14 protein-coding genes are annotated in these 23,228 nt (G+C 53.1%); all 14 read left to right on the top strand.

From position 1 onward, the window contains the following. Positions 1 to 46 precede the first annotated feature (46 nt). A complete protein-coding gene (locus tag Q675_RS32860; RefSeq protein WP_023011717.1) occupies positions 47 to 1,273 on the top strand; it encodes a Shedu immune nuclease family protein in 1,227 nt (408 codons plus the stop codon). After that, the gene (locus tag Q675_RS32855; RefSeq protein ID WP_023011716.1) at positions 1,270 to 2,640 is read left to right on the top strand and encodes an SIR2 family protein; all 1,371 of its coding nucleotides are present in this window, start codon (positions 1,270 to 1,272) and stop codon (positions 2,638 to 2,640) included. The genes Q675_RS32860 and Q675_RS32855 overlap by 4 nt, the downstream gene beginning before the upstream one ends. Further along, positions 2,637 to 4,748, top strand: coding sequence for an ATP-binding protein (locus Q675_RS32850; protein WP_023011715.1), 2,112 nt, complete (start codon positions 2,637 to 2,639; stop codon positions 4,746 to 4,748). The genes Q675_RS32855 and Q675_RS32850 overlap by 4 nt, the downstream gene beginning before the upstream one ends. Beyond that, positions 4,687 to 6,492, top strand: coding sequence for a BREX-1 system adenine-specific DNA-methyltransferase PglX (gene pglX / locus Q675_RS38465; RefSeq protein ID WP_152525372.1), 1,806 nt, complete (start codon positions 4,687 to 4,689; stop codon positions 6,490 to 6,492). Before Q675_RS32850 ends, pglX begins: the two co-directional genes overlap by 62 nt. Before the next feature lie 10 nt (positions 6,493 to 6,502). After that, entirely contained in the window at positions 6,503 to 7,783 is a 1,281-nt protein-coding gene (locus Q675_RS32840; RefSeq protein ID WP_022988845.1) for an AAA family ATPase, read from the top strand. After that, a complete protein-coding gene (locus Q675_RS32835) occupies positions 7,780 to 8,421 on the top strand; it encodes a retron system putative HNH endonuclease (RefSeq protein WP_022988844.1) in 642 nt (213 codons plus the stop codon). The genes Q675_RS32840 and Q675_RS32835 overlap by 4 nt, the downstream gene beginning before the upstream one ends. A gap of 61 nt (positions 8,422 to 8,482) precedes the next feature. Further along, a complete protein-coding gene (locus Q675_RS32830) occupies positions 8,483 to 9,595 on the top strand; it encodes an AAA family ATPase (RefSeq protein ID WP_022992172.1) in 1,113 nt (370 codons plus the stop codon). Continuing rightward, a complete protein-coding gene (locus Q675_RS32825) occupies positions 9,592 to 10,269 on the top strand; it encodes a DUF4276 family protein (protein WP_023011713.1) in 678 nt (225 codons plus the stop codon). The genes Q675_RS32830 and Q675_RS32825 overlap by 4 nt, the downstream gene beginning before the upstream one ends. After that, positions 10,266 to 12,764, top strand: coding sequence for a BREX-1 system phosphatase PglZ type A (gene pglZ / locus Q675_RS32820; RefSeq protein ID WP_023011712.1), 2,499 nt, complete (start codon positions 10,266 to 10,268; stop codon positions 12,762 to 12,764). Before Q675_RS32825 ends, pglZ begins: the two co-directional genes overlap by 4 nt. A 12-nt stretch (positions 12,765 to 12,776) precedes the next feature. Beyond that, complete coding sequence (gene brxL, locus Q675_RS32815; protein WP_023011711.1) at positions 12,777 to 14,837, top strand: BREX system Lon protease-like protein BrxL; 2,061 nt, start codon at positions 12,777 to 12,779, stop codon at positions 14,835 to 14,837. A gap of 10 nt (positions 14,838 to 14,847) precedes the next feature. After that, on the top strand, positions 14,848 to 17,298 hold the full coding sequence (locus Q675_RS32810; RefSeq protein WP_023008346.1) for an AAA family ATPase: 2,451 nt from the start codon (positions 14,848 to 14,850) through the stop codon (positions 17,296 to 17,298). Continuing rightward, positions 17,295 to 18,539 carry an exonuclease SbcCD subunit D C-terminal domain-containing protein gene (locus tag Q675_RS32805; RefSeq protein ID WP_023008345.1) on the top strand — a complete coding sequence of 415 codons (1,245 nt, stop codon included), beginning with the start codon at positions 17,295 to 17,297 and terminating at the stop codon, positions 18,537 to 18,539. The genes Q675_RS32810 and Q675_RS32805 overlap by 4 nt, the downstream gene beginning before the upstream one ends. An 11-nt stretch (positions 18,540 to 18,550) precedes the next feature. After that, positions 18,551 to 21,826 carry an AAA family ATPase gene (locus Q675_RS32800; RefSeq protein WP_023008344.1) on the top strand — a complete coding sequence of 1,092 codons (3,276 nt, stop codon included), beginning with the start codon at positions 18,551 to 18,553 and terminating at the stop codon, positions 21,824 to 21,826. A 22-nt stretch (positions 21,827 to 21,848) separates the two neighbouring features. Further along, the gene (locus Q675_RS32795; RefSeq protein WP_227499588.1) at positions 21,849 to 23,219 is read left to right on the top strand and encodes a hypothetical protein; all 1,371 of its coding nucleotides are present in this window, start codon (positions 21,849 to 21,851) and stop codon (positions 23,217 to 23,219) included. Positions 23,220 to 23,228: the final 9 nt, after the last annotated feature.

Genomic DNA, 23,228 nt, shown 5'->3' with positions numbered 1-23,228 from the left:
CCAACACTACTGTGGACGAAATAAACGCGGACAGAGGAGGCAGGCTGTGATCAGGATATTCAAGGAGCAAGCCCGCTTGCTGCTGACTTACCAGCCTGATCGATTTAACGATACCCGCTGGCTGGATGAAAAGCTCAGACAGGATGGCAGCGTCACGCTGCGCAGAACGTTCACCTTCACAAACGCCGGTCTGGCCTCGATTGGCAAGCCGCTCCAGATTGACGACGACAGTGAACGCGTATTCGTGCTGGGCGTATCCGAGGGTGACTATTACAAAGTTAACAAAGACGTTCTGGGGCTGAAGCACGACTTGCGCCTAGACAGGACAATGAAACTAGAGCCACGAACCTTTGTTGCAAACCGGGATATATCGGTTTTCCGAAAAATTGATGAGTTGATCGATGAGCCCATCATAGTAGGTGGCTCGGACGAAAGCGCGATTCCGCTGGCCGATTTTGATCAACTCCTGAAGACATTCCCGACAAGCACTGAACTGAACCACTACGCCCGATCACGTATCGCCCGAGTGCTAAAGGATTATTTCGGAACCCTTTCGGATGCAGAGCAGCACCTCAACAAATACTTGGAGAAAAAGCCGAGACTTATCACCTCATCTCGGGGAGATCTTCTAGAGACCTTCGAGCTGCAAAAGTTCGAATACATCCACGCCGAGCTGAAAGAGATGCTGCGGACAGCTGAGGAGCACCAGGAAAAGGACTGGCAGAGGAAAATCCTGGACCTGTTGCTTTTCATCTTCCCCAAGTACATCGCTGTGCTGGAAAACGTCCAGATCAAGGACTTTTACTCGAAGCCGGGCCGGGCAACCAACCGCTACATAGACCTGATGCTGGTTGATGCCAATGGGAGCGTCGATATTATCGAGGTCAAGAAGCCATTTTCAAATGCATTGCTATCTCGCCACAAGTACCGGGACAACCATACACCGAGAACCGAACTGGCCGGAGCCGTCATGCAGGCCGAAAAGTACCTGTTCCACCTCAGCAAGTGGGGTTGTACCGGTGAGCAGGAAATATACAAAAAGCACAAGAGCGAGCTCCCGGTCGATATTCAAATGAAGATCACAAACCCCAAGGCCCTGATCCTGCTGGGGCGTGACAAAGACTTCACTGACGAGCAGCGTTTTGACTTCGAAATCATCCGCCGCAAATACGCCAACATGGTCGACATCATGACCTACGATGACCTGCTGCGCAGAGTGGAAAATATCATCGCCATGATGAAGCAGCGAGTATCTGAAGGAAGTGCACAATGAGCGAGAAAAAAGAACCGCTGAATATCCTAAAAGTTAGAGATGACCATGGGCCATTACAGTTTGCTGCGGACGGCGACAATTTTAGGCTGCAGCCGGGAAAACATGTTTCCTGGTTGAAGTCCGACGAGTTCGACCAGAAAGACTTGCGAAACCGCGTCGAGCCTTGGCTTACTTCTCTGGTTCAGTCGGAGCACCTCTCGCTGTTGATTGGTTCCGGAATAACCCATGCCGTGCACCGTATTGCTACGGGCTCTGGTGCACATGGAATGGATCGAACTGGATATGACTTTGGTGATCTAGGCGAGAAAATTTTTGCAGCGGCAGACAAAGAAGCGCCCAAGGTGGGGCGAGCGGAAGCCAATATCGAGGATGATCTGCGTGTTGCGAACGAACTACTGCGTGGCATGGAAATCGTCGAATCGGACAAGAGCGGAGCGTTGAAAGAGCGTATCGAAAAAACCCTTGAGGATTTTTCAGCCTCGATACTGAAAAACGAAACGTCAATTGCTTCGTCGGAAGAAGCAAGGCGCGAGCAGGCTTTCAATACGCTGGTCACCTTTCTGATGAGCTTTGCAAGCCGCACCGGGGTTCGTGACCGCCTGAACATCTTCACCACCAACTACGACCGGCTGATCGAAGCCGGAGCAGAGCTGGCCGGCCTGCATCTGCTGGACCGTTTTCTGGGCAACCTCATGCCGATCTTCCGCTCTTCACGCCTGGATCTGGACATGCACTACAACCCACCCGGTATTCGCGGTGAGCCACGCTATCTGGAAGGCGTAGCGCGCTATACCAAGTTGCATGGCTCGGTGGACTGGTTGCAGACCGGCAAAGACATTCGCCGCTTCGGTTTGCCTTTCGGCGCCGGCAGCGTCGACCCTTATTTACAAGCACCTGGTCTTGGTGACGCCACTGCCCAGAAATTAATGATCTATCCAAACGCAGCCAAGGATAGAGAAACCGCAGATTACCCCTACGTGGAGCTGTTTCGCGATCTCGCAGCAGCCGTGTGCCGTCCTAACAGTACACTGGTGACCTACGGTTACAGTTTTGGCGATGAGCATATCAATCGCGTAATCCGAGATATGCTCACCATCCCCTCAACCCATCTGGTCGTTATCTCTTACGACGACCCGCTCGGTCGCATCATGCAGACCTACAAGGAGATAGGCAGGCCATCACAGATTAGTTTGCTGATCGGTCCGGCACTGGCCGACCTGAGCACACTGACTGAAAACTACTTGCCCAAGGCCGCCATCGACAAGACAACTTTCCGTATGAGTGAGCTGCTTAAACAACGGTGGGGAGCGGAACAGCCAAATCATACAGAAAAGGATCAATTTACTGACGGGGAGGGCTCGCTATGAGTCTGTCTCCACTGGCTTACGCTGACTCTCTGCGCATCGGGACCATTGACTTTGTCTCGCCCGATGAAATCAAAGTCCTTCTGGAAATCGAGGCTCCCGACGGTGTTGCGCTCAATACCGGCACACCGCGCCCATTTCCTCGCATTAACGGCTATGTGCTTATTCCCAGTGATGAAGGCCATTTGGTCGCCCAGGTGGAGTGGATCACTATCGAGCGCTCTCAGTACCCCAAACGCCGAGGCATGCAGGACTTTGGTCTGGTGGACTTACCCTATCCTTTGCGCAAGATGAGCCTGAATCCGCTGGGCTGTCTGTTCTATGACGGCAGAGATGAAAAAGGTAAGGAATTCTATCGTTTCCGGCGCGGTGTCGAGAGCTATCCCACCGTGGGTGATTCGGTCCTGCTCCCCACACAAAATCAACTACGCGCCATCGTCGAGTCAGGCGATAACCGCCACGTAATGATCGGCACCAGCCCGCTGGCCGCGAACGCTGAAGTCGCGGTTGACCCGGACCGGTTGTTCGGTCGCCATTTGGCTGTCCTCGGGAACACTGGTAGCGGAAAATCCTGCTCGGTTGCCGGCTTGATCCGTTGGTCTTTGGAAGCCGCAGAAAGGAAACGGGGCGAGAAGCCAAACGCCCGCTTCATCGTACTCGATCCGAATGGAGAGTACGCTAATGCGTTTGAAGGACTGGGTGATGTACGCGTATGTGCCGTCGAGCCCAGTGAAGGCATCGAACAACTGCAAGTGCCGCTATGGTTCTGGAATAGCGAAGAGTGGAGTGCATTTACTCAGGCGAGTGAACGTGCACAACGGCCGCTGCTACGCAGAGCTCTTCGGGAAATGCGCAGTAGTTCCGAAGCCGCCGAAGATACTGTGTTCCTTCTACGCCGAAAACTCAGTTCCATCCTTATCACCTTGAAGTCGCAAGTCCGTAACAGTGAAACGTATGAGGGCTGGAAGTTCGGACCCAAGCTTCCGATATTTATTGAGGATCTTGAGGCATTTTCACGTGAGTTCATTGATCACAGGGAGAGCTTGGAATTTCTTGCTTCTAAAGTGCAATCCCTACTGGATCGCCCACGACAAACGTTCCGTAAACAGAATGGCCAAACTGGATACAACGATTTTCCAGCGACAGCGGTAGAAGAAGTTATCGCTCATTTTCAAGGATTCCTCACTACCCTAGGTGGAGCAGTTTATCAGGAGGGTCCTAATGAGGACTCACCTATAGAATTTGACGGCGCTCAGTTCGCCGATCACTTAGAGGCACTGGCAAGCCAAGAAACTAATGCGCAGTTTTTCGATTTTCTGATTATGCGTATTCGGACCATGTTATCGGATGCAAGGGTCAAACGGATCGTTACGGGTACTGAAGAGACATCCTTGGCCGAATGGCTTGAGAGCCATATTGGAGATAACCAAGCATCTAATGGTTCCATCACCGTAATTGATCTCTCACTGGTGCCGGCAGAGGTAGTGCATGTCATCACAGCAGTCATCGCCCGCATGACACTGGAGGCGCAGCAACGTTACCGCAACCTGAACCGAGGCCAAATCTTACCTACGGTAATGGTAATGGAGGAAGCACATACCTTCATTAAGCGCTACAACGACGGCGCTGAAAATCAGAATTCGGCAACTATCTGCTGCCAGATATTTGAGAAGATCGCCCGCGAGGGCCGCAAGTTCGGGTTGGGCTTAGTGCTGTCCTCGCAACGTCCTAGTGAGCTTTCTCCCACAGTACTTTCTCAGTGCAATAGCTTCCTGATGCATCGCATCAGTAACGACCGCGACCAGGAGTTGGTCCACAAGCTTGTGCCCGATAATTTGCGAGGCCTGTTGCGGGACTTACCCTCGCTCCCCTCCCGACACGCCATTCTGCTCGGCTGGGCATCGGAGCTGCCGGTACTTGTGCAGATGAACCAACTTCCTGAGCACCATCGGCCAAAATCGGATGATCCTGATTTCTGGGCCGTATGGTCAGGCCAGGATAACGACGGCGAGGTGGTCGAGCGCGAGGTGGATTGGAAAGCGATTGCGGATGATTGGCAGCAGGTCGGCGCACCGGCTCAGAAGCAGAATTTGGAGAAAAATGATGAGTAACAGCCCAAATAATCGTACCCAACCAGTTACGGACAAATATTTTTTCCAAGCTTCAGCAGCAGAATTCAAGAAGATTCCGGGGTGTCCAATTGCATATTGGGCAAGTGCGAGTATTTATTCTGCTTTTGATTGTGCCAAACGTATTTCGGATATGACATCTTTGCATCGAGGAATCTCGACAGGCAATACTGATCTGTTTGCGCGAGTATGGCATGAGGTTCCGATAGAAAATCTTTGTATCGGCGCTAATAGCGTAGAGTCAGCTCGTCTTTCCGGAGCGCGATGGTTTCCATATAACCGAGGTGGATCTTTCCGCAAGTGGTACGGGTTAGGCATCGACATCTTAGATTATGAAAATGATGGTCGCAGGATGGTTGAGGCTGCGAAAAAAGGCGAGTCACCAGGATTCAGACATGATGGATCCGCTGAGTACTTCCTCCCTACAATAACTTGGACTGCGCTTACTGCTGGGAAGCCCTCATTCCGCCTTCTCGAAGCTGGTTATATATTGGGGCATAAGGGTTCTAGTATAAAGACGCCGGACAGCGGCCGTTTGGCTTTTCTTTCTTTATTCAACAGTAATACTTTTGAGAGATTTTTAGAGTACACAAGTCCAACCTTGGATATTAACATCTCTCAACTGTCGTCTTTGCCTCTGCCTGACAATTTCGATTTTTCTCAATCAGGTAACGTGGCGATTAAATTGGTCAACCTGGGGAAAACAGATTGGAACTCCTATGAAACCTCTTGGGATTTTATCAACCTCCCACTGATACGACCCGAGTGCCGCCAGCCTAAGCTGCATCTAACCTATCAGAAGCTCCGCGCCGTCTGGCGTGAGATGACGCTCGAAATGCAACGGTTGGAGGAAGAAAACAACCGCATCTTTATCGAGGCCTACAGCCTGCAGGATGAGCTGACCCCCGAAGTGCCACTGGATGAGATTACTCTTACCTGTAACCCCCATTACCAGTACGGCAACAGTAAAAGTGAGGACGAGCTTGAAGCGCTGCTGTTGGCCGACACTATGCGCGATCTGGTCTCCTACGCCGTGGGCTGTATGTTCGGCCGCTACGCGCTAGACAAACCGGGGCTGATCCTAGCCAATCAGGGTGAGACTATTGAGGATTACTTGAAGAAAATCCCTGAGCCGAGCTTCCCGGCGGATGAGGACAATGTCATCCCCATGCTTGACGGTGATTGGTTCACCGACGACATCACCGAGCGTTTCCGTGAGTTCCTTCGCATTGCTTTTGGCGAAGAACACTATGAGGAAAACCTCCGCTTTGTCGAGCAGGCACTGGGTAAGGACATCCGCAAGTACTTCCTGAAGGACTTCTATAACGACCACGTGCGCCGTTACAAGAAGCGGCCCATCTACTGGTTGTTCTCCTCACCCAAGGGCTCATTCAATGCGTTGATCTACATGCACCGCTACCAGCCTCACACCGTGGGCACGGTGCTGGAGTATCTTCGGGATTTCAAAGACGAGAAGCTAAAAGCCCGGAAAAACCATCTGGAGGCCCTGAGTATCAGCGCCGGGGCCTCCCAGGGTGAGAAGACCAAGGCCCTGAAAGAGATCGAGAAGATCAACAAAACCCTCGCCGAGCTGGATGACTACGAGCGGGATGTGCTCTACCCACTGGCCACCGAACAGGTGGAAATTGATCTCGATGACGGGGTGAAGACCAATTATCCGAAATTTGGCGAAGCTTTAAAGAAGATTACCGGCCTCTCTGGCTAGGAGCACAGGCATGCATATCAACAAACTAACCTTGCAGCGCTTTCGTGGCGCTCAAGATCTACCGCTGGATCTGGATGACAAGCTTAATGTGTTTGTCGGCATGAATGGCACGGGTAAATCCAGCATTCTGGATGCCTCGGCCATCATGCTGTCCTGGCTGGCGAATCGGATTAAGCATGCGGGTGCGTCTGGGCGTCCGATTGCCGAATCCGATATCAGGAATGGTGAATCCTCCGCCAATCTGGCCATTCAGCTATGTGATGAGGGTACTTCCTTCGGCTGGAACTTGGCGAAGGTGCGTAAGGGGTACAGCAAAAAGGACCTGGCCTCTGTTCTGATTTCTGCATCCGAAACGGCCAAGGGTATTCAGGCCGGCATCACCGAACACAACGGGAAGGTAAACATCCCCTTGTTTGCTTACTACCCGGTGAATCGCGCTGTGTTGGATATTCCACTGCGTATCCGAGAAAAGCATCAGTTCGGGCTTCTTTCTGCTTACGAGGAGTCGCTAACCAGTGGCGCCAACTTCCGTACTTTCTTTGAATGGTTCCGGGAGCGTGAAGACCTTGAGAACGAGAACCGCAAATACATAGATGATCTGATCAAGCCGGACGATTTCGAGTTCCCGGATTCGCAGCTAACGGCGGTGCGGCGGGCCCTTGAGATTTTCATGCCGGACTTCCAAAACCTGACCGTAAGGCGCCAACCGCTGCGGATGGAGGTAACGAAGAAAGGCCAGCGGCTGACGGTAAACCAGCTTTCCGATGGCGAAAAATGCTTGATGGCCATGGTTGGCGACCTTGCCAGGCGCATGGCCATAGCCAACCCGGAGCGAGAAGATCCGCTGCTGGGAGATGGCATTGTGATGATCGATGAAATTGATCTGCACCTGCATCCGAAATGGCAGCGCCTGGTGGTGCCCAGTTTGAGGGCGGTTTTCCCGAACTGTCAGTTTTTTATCTCCACTCATTCACCGCATGTAATTACCCATGTGAAACCGGAGAATCTGTTCCTTATGAACATGACAGATGCCGGGGAATTGGAGATTGTTCGCCCGAATGAGTCCTACGGGAAGACGGTGGACAGGGTACTTGAAGATCTGATGGGCCTTGAGACCACACGCCCTGACCAAGTGGAAGATGCTCTTCGAGCTATTTACGGGCAAATCAATGATGGCGAGCTTGATACTGCCAGAAAAGGCATTGCTGAATTGGAACGAGACATTGGCGAAGATCCGGAACTGGTAAAAGCCAAGGTGCTGATCAAACGCAAGGAGCTGATTGGCCGATGAAGTATGTGGAGAAGCGCCACGAACCTGAAGTTTTTACGCAATGGAAGGCTCTGGCCAATGTCAATGAAGACTGGCAGCCTACCTATGGCGACCTGAGGGGTGAGCCCAAAGCCTCGGTAAAGAGATCATTGATGCGGGAGCAGGGTTACATCTGCTGCTATTGTGAACGCCGGTTAACCGAGGGCGATTCCCACATAGAACACTTTCAGCCTCAGAGTGACCCGACTGTGGATCCGCTGGATTACGGCAATCTTTTGTGCTCCTGCCAGAATCAGATCAGAAAGGGTGAGCCCCGTCACTGCGGTAACCTGAAAGGCGACTGGTTTGACCCCGAGCTGTTGATATCTCCGCTGGATGCGAATTGTGAGCCCCGGTTTGGTTTTGAAGGTGATGGTTGGATTAAACCTGCTGACAATAACGACCGGGCGGCCTGTGAAACCATTACCCGACTGGGCCTCGACCTGCCCAAGTTGAATGAGTTGAGAGCTGGAGCAATTGAGCCTTTCCTGGATGATAGCTTGAGCCATGATGAGCTGGGTCAGTTCGTGTCGGGCTACTTAACCATGGGAGCAGACGGCCGTTTCGGTGAGTTCTGGACCACCATCAAATACCTGTTTGGGGACTATGCCGCCGCATGAGTAATCGAATTTCCCAGGCCTCTCATGAATATCCCAGGTCGCTCATGAAGGAGGGCTACCTATGAAATTGAAAGAAATTGCCGTTAAAGGCTTTAAATCCATCAGCAATCACGACTACGAGCGTATTGCCTTTAACGATGTCACGGTGCTGTTGGGGGCGAATGGCTCCGGGAAAAGTAACCTGATTTCACTGTTCCGGCTGTTGGGATTTATGACCACTGGTGCTCTGCAGCAGTACGTTGGCAGGCAGGGCGTCAGCCAGCTTCTGTTTTATGGCCCAAAGGTGACCGAATCGCTGAGTTTCAGCGTGAAACTGGAAGATGACAGCACCACGGACTCCTACGATGTAAAGCTATCGTATGGGTTGCCGGACCGGCTGTTCGTCAGCGGTGAACAGGTAAGCTATCACAAGGCCGGTCACCCCAGACCGCAGGAATACTTTCTGTCCAGTGGTGGCCCCGAAGCGGATCTGGGGCAGGATGATCGGCCCACCAGTAAAGTGCTTACCGGTCTGCTCAGAGGCATACAAACCTTCCAGTTTCACGACACATCCGACACCGCCCGAATCAAGGACCGGGTGTACGTTGATGATGTGTCCTACCTGCGCAGCGATGGGGGCAACCTCGCGGCCTTCCTCAAGATGTTGAAGGAGTCGGACAGCTATCGTCCTTACTACGAACGAATTGTCCGGCATATTCGCAAGATTATGCCGCAGTTCAACGACTTCGTACTGGATACCCTTCCTGGCAATGACCGTTTCGTGCGACTGAACTGGTCTGATACCTACCGCCAGGATTATCTTTTTGGTCCGGATCAGATTTCCGACGGGTCTCTTCGCTTCATGGCGCTGACCACACTACTGTTGCAGCCACCGGCGTTGCTTCCAAAAGTGATCGTTCTGGATGAGCCGGAGTTGGGTCTGCATCCGGCTGCCACGCTTGAGCTTGCCGGTATGATCAAACGTGCATCCCAGAAAACGCAGGTGGTCCTGGCCACCCAGTCCACACGGCTGGTGGATGAATTCCTGCCGGAGCAGATTGTGATTGTGGAGCGCGATTCAAAGACCGGCGCCAGCTCGTTCCACCGTCTGGAAGCGGAGGCGCTGGGTGAATGGTTGCAACGGTACAGCCTCTCGGAGCTTTGGGAGAAAAATGTGTTGGGAGGGCAGCCGTGATTCGACTGCACATAACCGCAGAGGGCCAGACCGAGAAAGCCTTCGTCGACCAGGTTTTGACACCCCATCTGGCGCACTTTGATGTCTACACCGACGCGCGCTGTGTGTTAACGAGCAAGGACAAACGGGCAGCCAAAGAATACCGGGGTGGCTTGATCAGTTACCAGAAGGCAAAAGCAGACATCGAAACCTGGATGAAGGAAGACGCCAACCAGGAATGCTGGTTTACCAGCATGTTCGATTTATATGCCTTGCCAGACGATTTCCCAGGATTTGACGAGGCGGAACGGCTGGAGCCTTATCAAAGGATCGAACGGCTCGAAGCTGCTTTTGGCAATGAAATGAACAAGCCAAACTTTATTCCCTATATCCAGTTGCATGAATTTGAAAGCCTGATTCTGGCTGACCCGGCCAAGCTGGATTGGGAGTACCTGGAGCACGACCAGCCAATTGGAAATCTAGTGAAGATGGTCGGCTCCCAAAATCCGGAGCTCATCAATGACGGTCGAGAAACAGCGCCATCGAAACGAATTCTCAAAGAAATACCGGAATACGACAAGGTGACATCGGGGGTATCGGTTGCGGCTCACATCGGCCTCGATACTCTACGGGCCTCTTGCAAACACTTTGATGAATGGGTGTCGCGCCTGGAAAAGCTCGGGGGCAAAGAATGAGCCAGCAAATCACTCATGCGCTGAGCCGACTGTTCGATAAGCATCGCATCGTGTTTTGGTACGACACCAAGCAAGAGCTGCGCAGCGACTTCGAGGCGGTTTCCATCCCGCACGTGGAGAAGCTGGAAATCGCCAACAACGAGTACGGCCTGAAACATCGCATCCTGCGGGAGGCACCGGAACAGAAATTCTTGCTGTACAAGGAGGGGCCGCAACCAGAGGATCTGGATAACTGGTTGCTTGACGTACAGTTGGCCCACGGCGAGTTCCGGACCGACCAGGTGGCTATCTGGCTGTCCGAACTGGAGCTGGGCCTGGAGTTCGCCGAGATAGCTCAGGCCCACGCGGAGTTTTTCCAGGCAATCAAGCGCAAGGACGCACTGAAGAAGTTGCTGAAGCCGGACGATACCGCCGGCCAGCTGCGCCTGAAGATGCTGGCCGTGTGTGCCGGTAGCGAGCCCCGTATGGACTCGGTGGTGGAAACCCTGCTGCAGCAACTGGCTGAAGACCGTGATGATGGCATCCGGCTGATTGAGCGCTGTGGTCTGGGCAGCTTCCTGTGGGAGCAACTGACCCGTTTCTACGGCTACGAGGCCAGTGAACCCAGCCTGCGCGATTTCGTGATCGAGCTGTTCAAGTCCTGCTACGCCATGGGTACCGATGGCGATGTCAAACTGACCGGCGACGCCCTGGTGTTCCTCAAGCGCTGGAAAGACAGCCGGCAGTTCGAGCAGGGGTTTGAAACCCTGTCTGCCGAGTGTGCCGAGGTGCTGGGCATTGAGCAGGATCTGGGTAAGCGGGACTTCCGGGACCTGGTTGAGCTGGATTACTTCCGGCTAATCGACCAGAAGATTATCAGTGACCTGGTGCGGGCGGTGGTAGGCCGCACGGTCACTAGTGGCGATGTGGCATTGTGGGTACGGCAGCGGCGCCAGGGCCACTGGTACGGGGAGTTCCGCCACCTGTATGAAGCCATTGAGTTTGCGGCCCGTTTTGTCCAGATGCTCGGTGAGGCTCGTCTCACCATGGACAGCCTCTCCGACGGCGTTCAGCGATACAGCCGTTCCTGGTTCCAGTTGGATCAGCTCTACCGCAAATTTACCTACCATGTGCGCATGTCCGGCCAGGCATCGTTAATGGGCGATCTCAGTGAGCAGGTGGAGAATTTGTATTCCAACAACTACCTGCTCAAGCTGGGCGACGGCTTCCAGGTTCACGTGGATGCCGCGCCGCGCTGGGAGGCCTATCCGGTCGTTCAGCAAACAGCCTTTTTCGAGCACTGGGTTCGCCCGTACCTGTGCAAGGACAAACGGATCTGCGTGATCATTTCCGACGCCATGCGCTATGAGATTGGTGATGAGCTGCTGGGCCTTATCCGGCAGGAAGATCGCTACAGCGCGGAGCTTGAACCGGCACTCTCGACCCTTCCCAGCTATACCCAGCTCGGTATGGCGGCGCTACTGCCCAACAAGTCCCTGGCAATCGCCGACAACGATACCGGTACGGTACTGGTGGATGGCCAAAGCTCACAGGGCACGGTCAACCGTACCAAAATCCTGCAGGCCGCCTTGGATGGTCGGGGCCAGGCCGTCAAGGCGGAGGATTTTATGCAGCTCAACCGGGAAGACAGCCGTGAGCTGCTCAAGGGTAATGATGTGCTGTACATCTACCACAACCGCATCGATCACACCGGCGACAAGATGCATTCAGAGGGGCAGGCCTTTGAAGCCGCAGAACAAACCCTGGATGACCTGATTCGACTGATCAAGAAGCTCACGGCGGCCAACGCCAATAACCTGCTGATCACCGCTGACCATGGCTTTATTTACCAGAACCGTGAGCTGGATGAGAGTGATTTCCTGGGCGATGCCGTTTCTGGCGATGATATTCGCTACCGGGACCGTCGGTTCGTGCTGGGTAAGGGGCTGTCCGCCTCTCCGGCCTTCCATCACTTCTCGTCTGAGCAGCTTGGGCTGGATGGCGATATGGAAGTGCAGATTCCCAAGTCCATCAACCGGCTGCGTCTTAAAGGCTCTGGCAGCCGCTTTGTGCATGGCGGCGCATCCCTTCAGGAGGTTGTGATTCCAGTCCTGAAGGTTAACAAGAAGCGCCAGAGTGATGTCAGCGCCGTTGAGGTGGACATCCTGCGTGGGGCCAGCTCGGTGATCACTTCCGGCCAACTGGCCGTCACCTTGTATCAGTCCGGACCGGTTACCGAGAAAGTACAGCCTCGCCACCTGCGGGCTGGGATTTATACCCAGTCAGGGGAGTTGATTTCGGACAGTCACGAACTGTCGTTTGACCTGACCTCGGAGAACCCCCGCGAGCGGGAGCTTCAGGTGCGCTTTGTGCTCAGCCGCAAGGCGGACGAGGCCAACGGCCAGGAGGTTTTCCTGAAGCTGGAAGAACAGCACGCCGGCACCTCCCACTACAAGGAATACAAGTCGCTCAGGTATTTGATGCGGCGGTCCTTTACCAGCGATTTTGATTTCTGAGGGTTATAGCCAATGAGTACGCTTGACCAAAAGATCAACGAACACTTCCCCGGGTTGGTGGTGCGCAAAGACCTGGTGAAAACGGTCAAGGGCAACGCCATCGTCCCCTCATACGTGCTGGAGTATCTGCTCGGCCAGTACTGCGCCACCAGCGATGAGGCCACGATTCAGACCGGGATTGAAACGGTGAAGGAAATTCTGGCCAAGCACTATGTTCACCGGAACGAGGCCGGTCTGGTGCGCTCGAATATCAAGGAAAAGGGGCGCTACAAGGTGATCGACAAGATCAGCGTGGCCCTGAATGAGAAGACGGATGCCTACGAGGCGCAGTTTTCCAACCTGGGAATCAAGAAGGTATTGGTGGATTCTGGGACCGTCAAGGCCCACCCCAAACTGCTGGTAAGCGGCGTATGGTGCATTGCGGACATCGAATACGTATTTTCTGAAGACCAGAACGTCAGCCCCTGGATTCTGTCCACCCTCAAGCCGATTCAGCTATCGCACTTCGACTACGACGCCTACGTTGCCGCGCGGCAGCAGTTCAGCACCGATGAGTGGATTGACCTGCTGATCCAGAGTATCGGCTTTAACCCGGAGATGTTCGGACGGCGCAGCAAGCTGACGCAACTGGTCCGATTGATTCCGTTCTGCGAGCGGAACTACAACCTTATCGAACTTGGCCCCAAGGGGACGGGTAAATCCCACGTTTACTCCGAATTCTCGCCCCATGGGATCCTGGTTTCCGGTGGTGAAGTCACCGTACCCAAGCTGTTTGTGAATAACTCCAGCGGCAAAATCGGCCTGGTGGGCTACTGGGATTGCGTGGCCTTTGACGAATTCGCCGGTAAACAGAAGCGAGTCGACAAGGCCCTGGTCGACATCATGAAGAACTACATGGCCAACAAGTCCTTCTCCCGTGGCGTGGAAACCCTGGGCGCCGAGGCGTCCATGGTATTCGTGGGGAACACCCGGCATACCGTGCCTTACATGCTGAAGCATTCGGACCTGTTCGATGAGCTGCCGGACAAGTTCTACGATTCTGCCTTTCTGGACCGAATCCACTTCTACATCCCCGGGTGGGAGGTCGATATCATCCGGGGCGAGATGTTCTCCGACGGCTATGGCTTCGTGGTGGACTACCTTGCAGAAATCCTGCGCTCGATGCGGAACTACGATTATTCCGATCAGTACCGGGAGCACTTTACCCTTTCTTCTGATATCTCGACCCGTGACCGGGACGGTATCAACAAGACCTTTTCCGGCTTGATGAAGATCCTGTTTCCCCAGGGCGGAGCAACCAGGGATGAGGTTGAAGAAGTGCTGCGTTTTGCCATCGAGGGGCGCAAGCGGGTCAAGGACCAGTTACAGCGGATTGATACTACTTACGGCGAAGTACGCTTTTCCTATCAGGATCAACAAGGCCAGGAAATACTGGTCACGACACTTGAGGAGGAAGAGTACCCAGGCTACTACCACCAGACGGTCTCGACTCCTGATGACGAGGGAGTAGAACCCGAGCCAACAGCGGACGTTAAAGGTGTCGAGCCAGAAGAGCTGAATGCCCCCGAGCCAGTACTGGAAGAAAAGCACCTGACCTTCCAGGAAAATCAGAAGGGCATCTCATTCGACGGCTTGTTTGGCGCATACCTGAAAGGAGCCAGCAAGATCACCGTCACAGACCCCTACATCCGGCTTTTCTACCAGATCCGCAATTTCATGGAGTTTCTCGAAGCCATCGTGAAGAACAAGGCCGAAGAAGATGAAGTGGAGGTTCACCTCGTCACCGTCAGGGACGAGTTCAAGGGTGACCTGCAAGACGAGAGTTTTGAAAAAATCCAGGAATCCGCTCGCACCGTGGGCATCGACTTCACCTGGGCGTTTGACGAAAGCGGCACCATTCACGCCCGTCATATCGTTACGGACCACGGCTGGAAGATATCGCTGGATCGGGGGTTGGACATCTTCCAGCACTACGAGATGAATGAAGCCTTCGCGTTTGCCAACCGGTTGCAGCAGTTTCGGTCTAGCAAGGCCTTTGAGGTGACGTTTATCAGGCAAGAACAAAAAAATTAGGGGGGACGAGATGAGCGGCGAGGTAAAGAGAATAGAATCGATCAAAGACATGGCGGTCTTTCAGGACTTTCGATGGGCTTCATCTGTAAGGGATGAAGGCAATAATGTTGCTGAATTTAGAAAGATCAACATTTTATATGGCCGAAACTACTCCGGAAAAACAACTTTATCACGGATTTTTAGGGCTCTCGAAACCGGTTCAGTCTCCGAAAAATATAGCTCGCCTGAATTTCAGCTATCTTTCAATGGCGGCACCAATGCCACGCAAAACTCATTGAATAGCCATGGCCAAGTGGTTCGGGTTTTTAATGAAGATTTTGTCAGAGATAATCTGCATTTCATCGTTGATGACGAGCAGGCCATAAACTCGTTCGCCATATTGGGAGAAGATAATGCCAAGCTTGAGGAAGAGATAGAAAAGCATGAAGCTGAACTCGGAAGCGAAGAGGATAAATCAGGTCTGCTTGGTGACCTCCTTGGTGCTGAGGATGAGTTCAAAAAAGCCAAAAAATCCCATGGCGATAAGTCGACAGAATTGGAGACAAAGTTACGGGATAAAGCCAATAAGGCAGGCTCGGGAATTAAGCACAACAAATCGTTTGGCGATGCCAACTACAATGTTCCCAAAATTAAAGCAGATATCGCTACTGTTACCAGAGATACTTATTCCCCGCTTACTGATGAACAGGTAGACCAATTTCATGACCTTCTCAGAGAAGAACCCAAGCCGGAAATCCCAGAATCATCATCCTTTAACCTTCAATATTCCGCGATAGTATCAAAGGCTAAAGATTTAATTGAAAAAAAGATTCAGGCATCTGACCCGATTCAGGAATTACTAAACGATGCTGCATTGGCGACATGGGTGAGGACTGGTCGCGAGCATCATCAAGGGAAAAGAGACAAGTGCGCATTTTGTGGTAGCGACCTACCGAAAGATTTATGGGAAAAACTGGACAAGCATTTCAATCAGGAGTCTGAAGAGCTTCGGCAAGCGCTGGATAACCTGCTTGGATCGATTGAACGTGAGAGGTCACGACTTCCCAGTCTACTGAAAATCAAGAATTCGGATTTCTATTCTAACTTCACCATGGATTTGGATTCGCTTTCAGAACAGTTGTCAGCTAAATCCGCTGCTTATTGTGAAAGCTTGGATTCTATTAAAGAACAGGCCGAAAAACGGAAAAATGAAATCTTCACTCCTCTAACATTTGATGAACCTGAGTCCGTTGAGGATTCTTTGAATTCGGTTAGAGATTCATTTGAACAGCTCAGGAAAAAATCAAATGAGTTCACTGCTTCGCTGAGCGAGGATCAATCGGAAGCGCGCGCTTCACTCCGCCTTCATGAAGTTCATACATTCGTTAACGACATAAAATATGAAGAAGAATGCACAGCCATTGACGTGCTGAATAAGGCAATGGAAAAAGCGGAGGAAGCTAAGAACTCTGTAAAGGAAAAGCTTGATACAAAACGAGCAAAGATCAGTGAACTGAAGGCCCAACTGAAAGATGAAAGCAAGGGTGCTGACCGGGTTAACGACTATTTGAATAACTTCTTCGGCCACCAGTCCCTTTCACTCAGAGCCATTGAAGAAAATCCCGGAGATACTTCATCGGGATACCGGTTTGAAGTAACACGCAACGGCAAGCAGGCATTCCACCTAAGTGAGGGTGAATGTAGCCTGATAGCTTTTTGTTACTTCATGGCAAAGCTTGATGATATCGAGACTAAAGGTAATCAGCCTATCATCTGGATTGATGATCCCATATCCAGTCTTGATGCAAACCATATATTTTTTGTCTACAGCCTTATTAATGCAGAGATTGTAACCCCGGAGAAATATGAAGATGGCGAGGAGGAAAAAGAACGCGACCGCTTTAAGCAGTTATTTATATCGACTCACAACCTGGATTTTCTGAAGTATCTTAAGCGGCTTCCTGGTGCGATGAACAAAAATAAATCTCAATTTCTCATCATTACGCGAACGAATCAGACCAGCAACATCACGTTGATGCCTCGATACCTTAAGGACTATGTTACTGAGTTCAATTTCTTGTTTCATCAAATTTATAAATGTGCCCACGCACAGATCGAGAGTGATGAAAATCATGATTGCTACTACAACTTTGGGAACAATGCCCGTAAGTTTCTTGAGGCATTCTTGTACTACAAATATCCAAATGCCGTAGAGAAAGATGACAAGTTAACGCGGTTTTTTGGAGATGATGCCTTGGCCGCATCACTTACGGATCGTATCAATAATGAGTTTTCCCATTTGGCGGGTGTATTTGAACGAAGTGTTTTACCTATCGATGTTCCTGAGATGAAGACCACAGCAAATTTCATCTTGCGGAAGATTAAGGAAAAGGACCCTGATCAGTATGCCGCGTTACTTCAAAGTATCGGCGTGACTGAAGAGCCTATTGAGGAACCACAGACAGCGGTGGAGGCTCAATGAAAATCCTCCACACATCCGACTGGCACATCGGCCGCACCCTTTACGGCAGAAAGCGGTATGAGGAGTTCGAGAATTTTCTTACCTGGCTGGCTGAGTCGATTCAGAAAAACGAAATCGATGCACTGCTCGTGGCAGGTGATGTCTTTGACACCAGCGCTCCGAGCAATCGTGCCCAGGAGCTCTATTATCGGTTCCTGTGCCGGGTGGCTGCCTCATCCTGCCGGCATGTTGTCGTCATCGCGGGCAACCACGATTCGCCTTCCTTCCTCAATGCCCCCAGGGAGCTGCTCAAAGCGCTGAATGTCCACGTGGTCGGCAGTAGCTCTGAGTCCCTGGAAGACGAAGTGCTGGTGCTCCGCAGTGAGCTGAACGCTCCGGAGCTGATTGTTTGCGCCGTGCCCTACCTCCGGGACAGGGATATCCGGGTGGCGGAGGCGGGTGAGAGTGTCGAGGACAAGGAGCGGAAACTACTTGCGGGGATCCGGTCTCATTACGCCGAAGTCGCCGCCTTCGCTGAGCAGAAACGTGAGGAACTCGGAGTGGATATTCCCATTGTGGCCATGGGGCACCTGTTTACTGCCGGCGGACAAACCATCGATGGTGATGGTGTACGCGAACTCTACGTTGGCTCCCTGGCTCATGTGACGGCCGGGATTTTTCCAGCGAGCTTTGACTATCTGGCGCTTGGACACCTCCACGTCCCTCAGAAGGTGAATGGCCTAGAGACCATCAGGTACAGTGGCTCCCCTCTGCCCATGGGGTTCGGGGAGGCAAAACAGCAAAAGAGCGTTTGCCTGGTTGTTTTTAATCATGAAGAGGGCCAGGGCAAGCCGCCATCCGTGCAACTGATCGACGTGCCAGTGTTTCAAAAGCTGGAGCGCGTTAAGGGAGACTGGGAGAGCATCTCAAGCCGTATGCTCGAGCTGTCGGCAACAGACTTTCAAGGCTGGGTCGAAGTCATCTACGAAGGTGAGGAGGTCATTGGCGACCTGCGCGAACGTCTGGAGACCGCCGTCTCTGGCACTGGAGTGGAGATCCTCCGGATCAAAAACAACCGCATCATCGACCACGTGCTGGGACAAATCCATGAAGAGGAGACACTCGACGACCTGGATGTGAACGACGTGTTCGAGCGCTGCCTAGCCGTTCATGAAGTGCCTGAAGACCAGCGGCCTGAACTGCTACGGGCCTACCAGGAAACTGTTTCGTCTCTCTATGAAGACGACGTGAAAGCGGGATAGAGGGGCTGTCGATGAGAATACTGCAGGTACGCTTCAAAAACCTGAACTCCCTGGTAGGCGAGTGGGAAATCGACCTGATGCACCCAGCCTTCGCGTCTGACGGCATCTTCGCCATTACCGGCCCGACCGGCGCGGGTAAGACTACGATCCTCGATGCTATCTGTCTTGCCCTCTATGGGCGGACGCCTCGCCTGAACAAGGTTACCAAGAGCGGAAACGAAATCATGTCCCGGCAGACCGGCGAATGTTTTGCCGAGGTGACCTTCGAAACCCAGAGTGGGCGTTACCGCTGTCATTGGAGCCAACATCGGGCACGCAAGAAGCCGGATGGCGAGCTCCAGGCTCCGAAACATGAAATTGCCAATGCTGATTCCGGCGAGATCTTCGAATCCAAGATGAGAGGTGTAGCCGACCAGATCGAGTCGGCTACCGGTATGGACTTTGATCGTTTTACCCGTTCCATGTTGCTTGCCCAGGGCGGCTTCGCCGCGTTCCTTCAGGCGGCACCGGATGATCGGGCTCCGATCCTGGAGCAGATCACGGGCACAGAGATCTACAGCCAGATATCCGTTCGCGTCCATGAGCGACAGCGAGAAGAGCGAGAAAAGCTGAGCCTACTGCAGGCTGAAACAGCAGGCATCGCGATTCTCGAGCCGGAGCAGGAACAAGAGATTGCGCAGACACTCGAGACAAGGCAGAAGGAGGAAACAGACCTCGCCGCCAAGTCCGCCGAGGCCGGAAAGGCCATTGCCTGGCTCTCCATCATCGATGGATTAAAGAAGGAAATCGTCAATCTTGCCGATGAGGATAGCAAGCTGCATGTTGATATTAGGGCGTTCAAGCCCGATCGTGAAAGGCTCAACCGGGCTTTGAGTGCCTCCTCGCTTGATGGCGTATATGCAACGCTTATGGCCACCCGCAAACAGCAGGCAGATGACAGAGAGGCATTGAAAACTGAGGAGGAGGCGCTCCCTGGATTGGAATCCTCCGCCAAGGAGCAAGCCGAGACGATGAGCGCGGCTGAGCAACAAACCGCTCGGGCCAAAGAAGAGCTGAAAGCGGCCGCACCGATATTGCAAAAGGTTCGCTCCCTCGATCAGAAGCTTGCCGATCAGGAAAAGGCAGTTACGGCGGGTGATGAGGCCTGCAAGAAGGATTCGGCAAAGATTGACGCAGATACACAAACCCGGCTCAAGGAACAGGAGAAGCGTATTAAGGCCCAACAGGCATTGGAGCTTGTTGAAGGGTATCTCAAGGAGCATGCCCGGGATGAATGGCTGATCGGCGGCCTGGCTGGTGTTGAAGAGCAGTTGAGAGGCCTGCTCTTTAGGCAAAGCGAAGCCCTTCAAAAAGAGAGCGATCAAGAAACGGCCGAGAACGCTTTGAAACAGGCGACAACGTCACTCGACGACTGTCAGAAGCAATCCGGCATTCGGAAGCAGGAGCTGGAGGACGCATCAAAGCAGCTTCAGCAAGGCAAAGATGTTTTGAGCCAGCTACTGGGGGGCCGCTTGCTGCGCGAATATCGCACGGAGAAGGAAACTCTGCTGCGTGAAATGGCCTTCCTGACGAAAATAGCGGAGCTTGAAGATCACCGGGCGAAACTGGAAGACGGCAAGCCCTGCCCACTTTGTGGGGCCACCGAGCATCCCTTCGCGGAAGGGAATGTGCCTGCCTCTGATGAAACCGAACAGAAGATTGAAGCGCTGACCAAACTGATCAACAAAGCCGAGGATCAGGAAGCCGCCATCAAGAAGCTCGAAGTAGCTGAAAGCTTGGCCCGTAAAAACCTGACGGAGGCTGAAAAGCTGGAGTCAGCGGCGGCTAATGACAAAAAGGCAGCCGAAAGAACACTTGCCGAGGTAAAGGGCAGCTTGGAAAAGCTCCGTGCAGACTTTGCCGAACGCAGGCACGCCGTTTCCTCCAGGCTCCTGCCGCTTGGTATTGAGAACATCCCTGAAACGGACATTTCATCGCTGCTCGAGACCCTCAAAGCACGGCTGAAGGAATGGCAGGCCCAAGTCAAGAAGAAGGCAGACATCGAGAAACAGGTTGCCGACCTCGACAGTGAGATCAAGAGACTGGATGCGGTTATCGAAACCCAAAGCACTTCCCTTGCCGAAAAACGGGAGCGCCTGGAAACACTGAAAACGGAATTTGCCGCAGGAAATGATGAGCGCAAAGCACTTTACGACGACAGGAATCCCGACGAAGAAGAGCGCGGTTTGAATAAGGCGGTATTTGACGCCGAAGTTGCCGAGAGGCAGGCCAGAGATCAGCATAATCAACTACAGCAAAGGTGGCATACCGCAAAGGCCCATGTCGAATCCCTGAGAAAGCGGATCGACCAGCGAGAGCCGGAACTGGGAAGGATGGAAACTGATTTCTCCGAAGCACTTACGCCAGTTGGTTTTTCAGATGAAGAACAGTTTCTGGGAGCCAGATTGACCTCTGAGCGGAGAGGTGAGCTGGCGGTTAAGGCCAATGAACTGGATGAGCGTCAAACAGATCTGAAAGCCAGGCAAAAGGATCGGGAGACGCGCTTGGCCACAGAGATGGCTCGAAAAGTGACCGACAAATCTCTTGAAGAGCTCGAACCCCAATTCAAGGAGTACGAGGAGTCTCTGAGGGAGTTGCGGGACATCATTGCCGGTCTTAAGCACAAGCTGAGCGAAAATACGGCCGCCAAAGAGAGGATAAAAGAGAAACAAGCGGCTATTGAGGCCCAGGGCAAAGAGTGTCGCAGGTGGGAAAACCTGCACGAATTGATCGGATCCGCAGACGGTAAAAAGTATAGAAACTTTGCCCAGGGGTTGACCTTCGAAATGATGATTGGCCACGCCAACAGACAACTGCAAAAAATGACCGACCGCTACTTGCTGGTCCGTCATGATGCTCAGCCCCTGGAGCTCAACGTGGTTGACAACTACCAGGCTGGGGAGATTCGGCCCACGAAGAATCTTTCCGGTGGTGAAAGCTTTATCGTCAGTCTCTCCCTGGCTCTGGGTCTGTCCCATATGGCCAGCAAGAATGTCCGTGTGGACTCGCTGTTCCTGGATGAAGGCTTTGGCACGCTGGACGATGAAGCCCTTGATACTGCCTTGGAAACTCTCTCGGGTCTGCAGCAGGACGGCAAGCTGATCGGCGTTATTTCACACGTGCCTGCCTTGAAGGAGCGTATCAGCACGCAGATCCAGGTTACACCTCAAACTGGCGGGAGAAGCCAGATATCGGGGCCGGGATGCGGCGGGTTGAGCGCTACAGAGCGGGCCGTAGAGGCAGGTTAACTTGAAAATGAATCGACAGGCGATGCTTTCACCACGAGAACATCATTTCTACGTAGCGATTGCCAAGTTCCTTTTCCACCATCCGGAGCATGGCATTGTGTCAGTGCGGGACCCGATCAAGATCAAGGACGCGAATCGGTACGGGCTCAGCCCCCTCATACTCTATGGCATTACTGTTAGCGGGTTGCCCATTCGCTGGATGACGTTCACTCCAGTCGATCAACCCAGAGCTTTCCAGGATGTTCTCCTGGATGCATGGCGTAACGCGGAAGGCTTGCGTGGTTGCCCCGACACCCTTCGGGTCAACCGCCACATCGCGACGGCCAGCCATAGGCTGGTAGAGGACATGGCAAAAATCGGAGTCCAGGTTGAGGTCGCCGACGCCAAGGAGAAATCCCTCCCAGCGTCTCTGCGTTCAGCCCAGGACTCCAGCCGGTGGCTGCTGAGGAAGCACAACGGAAAAGACCGGTCTCCTGCCGGATCCATCCAGGCTCTTTGCCGGTACGCTCAGGATGAGCACGACTTTCGTGTCAGGGGTGGTCACAGAGGTGTGAATAACCGTGAGGTTGAAGACAGAATCCAGCAGTGGCTGGCGTTACCGGTGCAATTGCCGGTGCCTACAGCGACCGGTGGGCTCGACTGGAAACCCGGTCCATGGCTGTCATCCTGGGAGACCTCGCTACCGCCCTGTAAGCCCCGATATTTGGCTCTGGATGGGTTTGATGGCAGTACCTGGCTGCTTTCAGGTGAGGCGGCACCGGAGGATATCGTCGAGGATGATGATTTCTGGGCCGACAGTGACTATGACAACGCGGCCGAGATTGCCAAGAACCTCGTGGCGTGCTGGCCCAATCCACCTGCAGAGATTGCCAGGCGTGCCGGGATCACCCTGCGGGAACTTCAATGGTTCACCTCGGGAAAGTCGTCCCTTGACCCGCATGCGCGTTTTGACCTGGAAGCATTGCTCGGCATCGAGTACGACGAACGAATGGGCAGATATGTAGAGGCTGGGCCTTATGTCCTGATAGCCCACAAACCACTGGCCCTTAAGGAAGTCTATGAAGGCATATCCGGCGGCGGAGATGCACGCCCCTGTGAGATAGTCCCACGCCAAGGTGCCGCAGACCCCAGCTGGCGATACGTGTTGATCAACACCTATGGAGAGCCCCCAAGCCTCGTGATGGCGCCCCGTGGAGCCAAAATCACGGAGCGCCTTCCGGAGTTGCTTATGAATTATGACGGAGTTAGGGCTGTCGCTCCGAAGTTCTACCAGGATGTCGTTTCTACCTGTGCCCGTGCCTGCCGAGAACCTGCCGCTAACATTCGCGAGATGAAAAACTTTGTGAAACGCTATAAAGAGCACTGGGTAGATTGCTCCTGGCAGCCGGAATGAACCTGTCCG

Origin of the sequence: Marinobacter sp. EN3 (assembly GCF_000475315.1) — a bacterium.
Lineage (GTDB): Bacteria > Pseudomonadota > Gammaproteobacteria > Pseudomonadales > Oleiphilaceae > Marinobacter > Marinobacter nauticus.
Note: the sequence above shows the minus strand (reverse complement) of the source record. Positions and strands in the feature narration are given on the sequence as shown.

Coding starts and splice junctions, on each gene's coding strand:
- brxL (WP_023011711.1), top strand. CDS start 12,777: ATGAGTACGCTTGACCAAAAGATCAACGAACACTTCCCCGGGTTGGTG.
- Q675_RS32840 (WP_022988845.1), top strand. CDS start 6,503: ATGCATATCAACAAACTAACCTTGCAGCGCTTTCGTGGCGCTCAAGAT.
- Q675_RS32800 (WP_023008344.1), top strand. CDS start 18,551: ATGAGAATACTGCAGGTACGCTTCAAAAACCTGAACTCCCTGGTAGGC.
- Q675_RS32795 (WP_227499588.1), top strand. CDS start 21,849: ATGCTTTCACCACGAGAACATCATTTCTACGTAGCGATTGCCAAGTTC.
- Q675_RS32810 (WP_023008346.1), top strand. CDS start 14,848: ATGAGCGGCGAGGTAAAGAGAATAGAATCGATCAAAGACATGGCGGTC.
- Q675_RS32855 (WP_023011716.1), top strand. CDS start 1,270: ATGAGCGAGAAAAAAGAACCGCTGAATATCCTAAAAGTTAGAGATGAC.
- pglZ (WP_023011712.1), top strand. CDS start 10,266: ATGAGCCAGCAAATCACTCATGCGCTGAGCCGACTGTTCGATAAGCAT.
- Q675_RS32835 (WP_022988844.1), top strand. CDS start 7,780: ATGAAGTATGTGGAGAAGCGCCACGAACCTGAAGTTTTTACGCAATGG.
- Q675_RS32850 (WP_023011715.1), top strand. CDS start 2,637: ATGAGTCTGTCTCCACTGGCTTACGCTGACTCTCTGCGCATCGGGACC.
- Q675_RS32805 (WP_023008345.1), top strand. CDS start 17,295: ATGAAAATCCTCCACACATCCGACTGGCACATCGGCCGCACCCTTTAC.
- pglX (WP_152525372.1), top strand. CDS start 4,687: ATGATTGGCAGCAGGTCGGCGCACCGGCTCAGAAGCAGAATTTGGAGA.
- Q675_RS32830 (WP_022992172.1), top strand. CDS start 8,483: ATGAAATTGAAAGAAATTGCCGTTAAAGGCTTTAAATCCATCAGCAAT.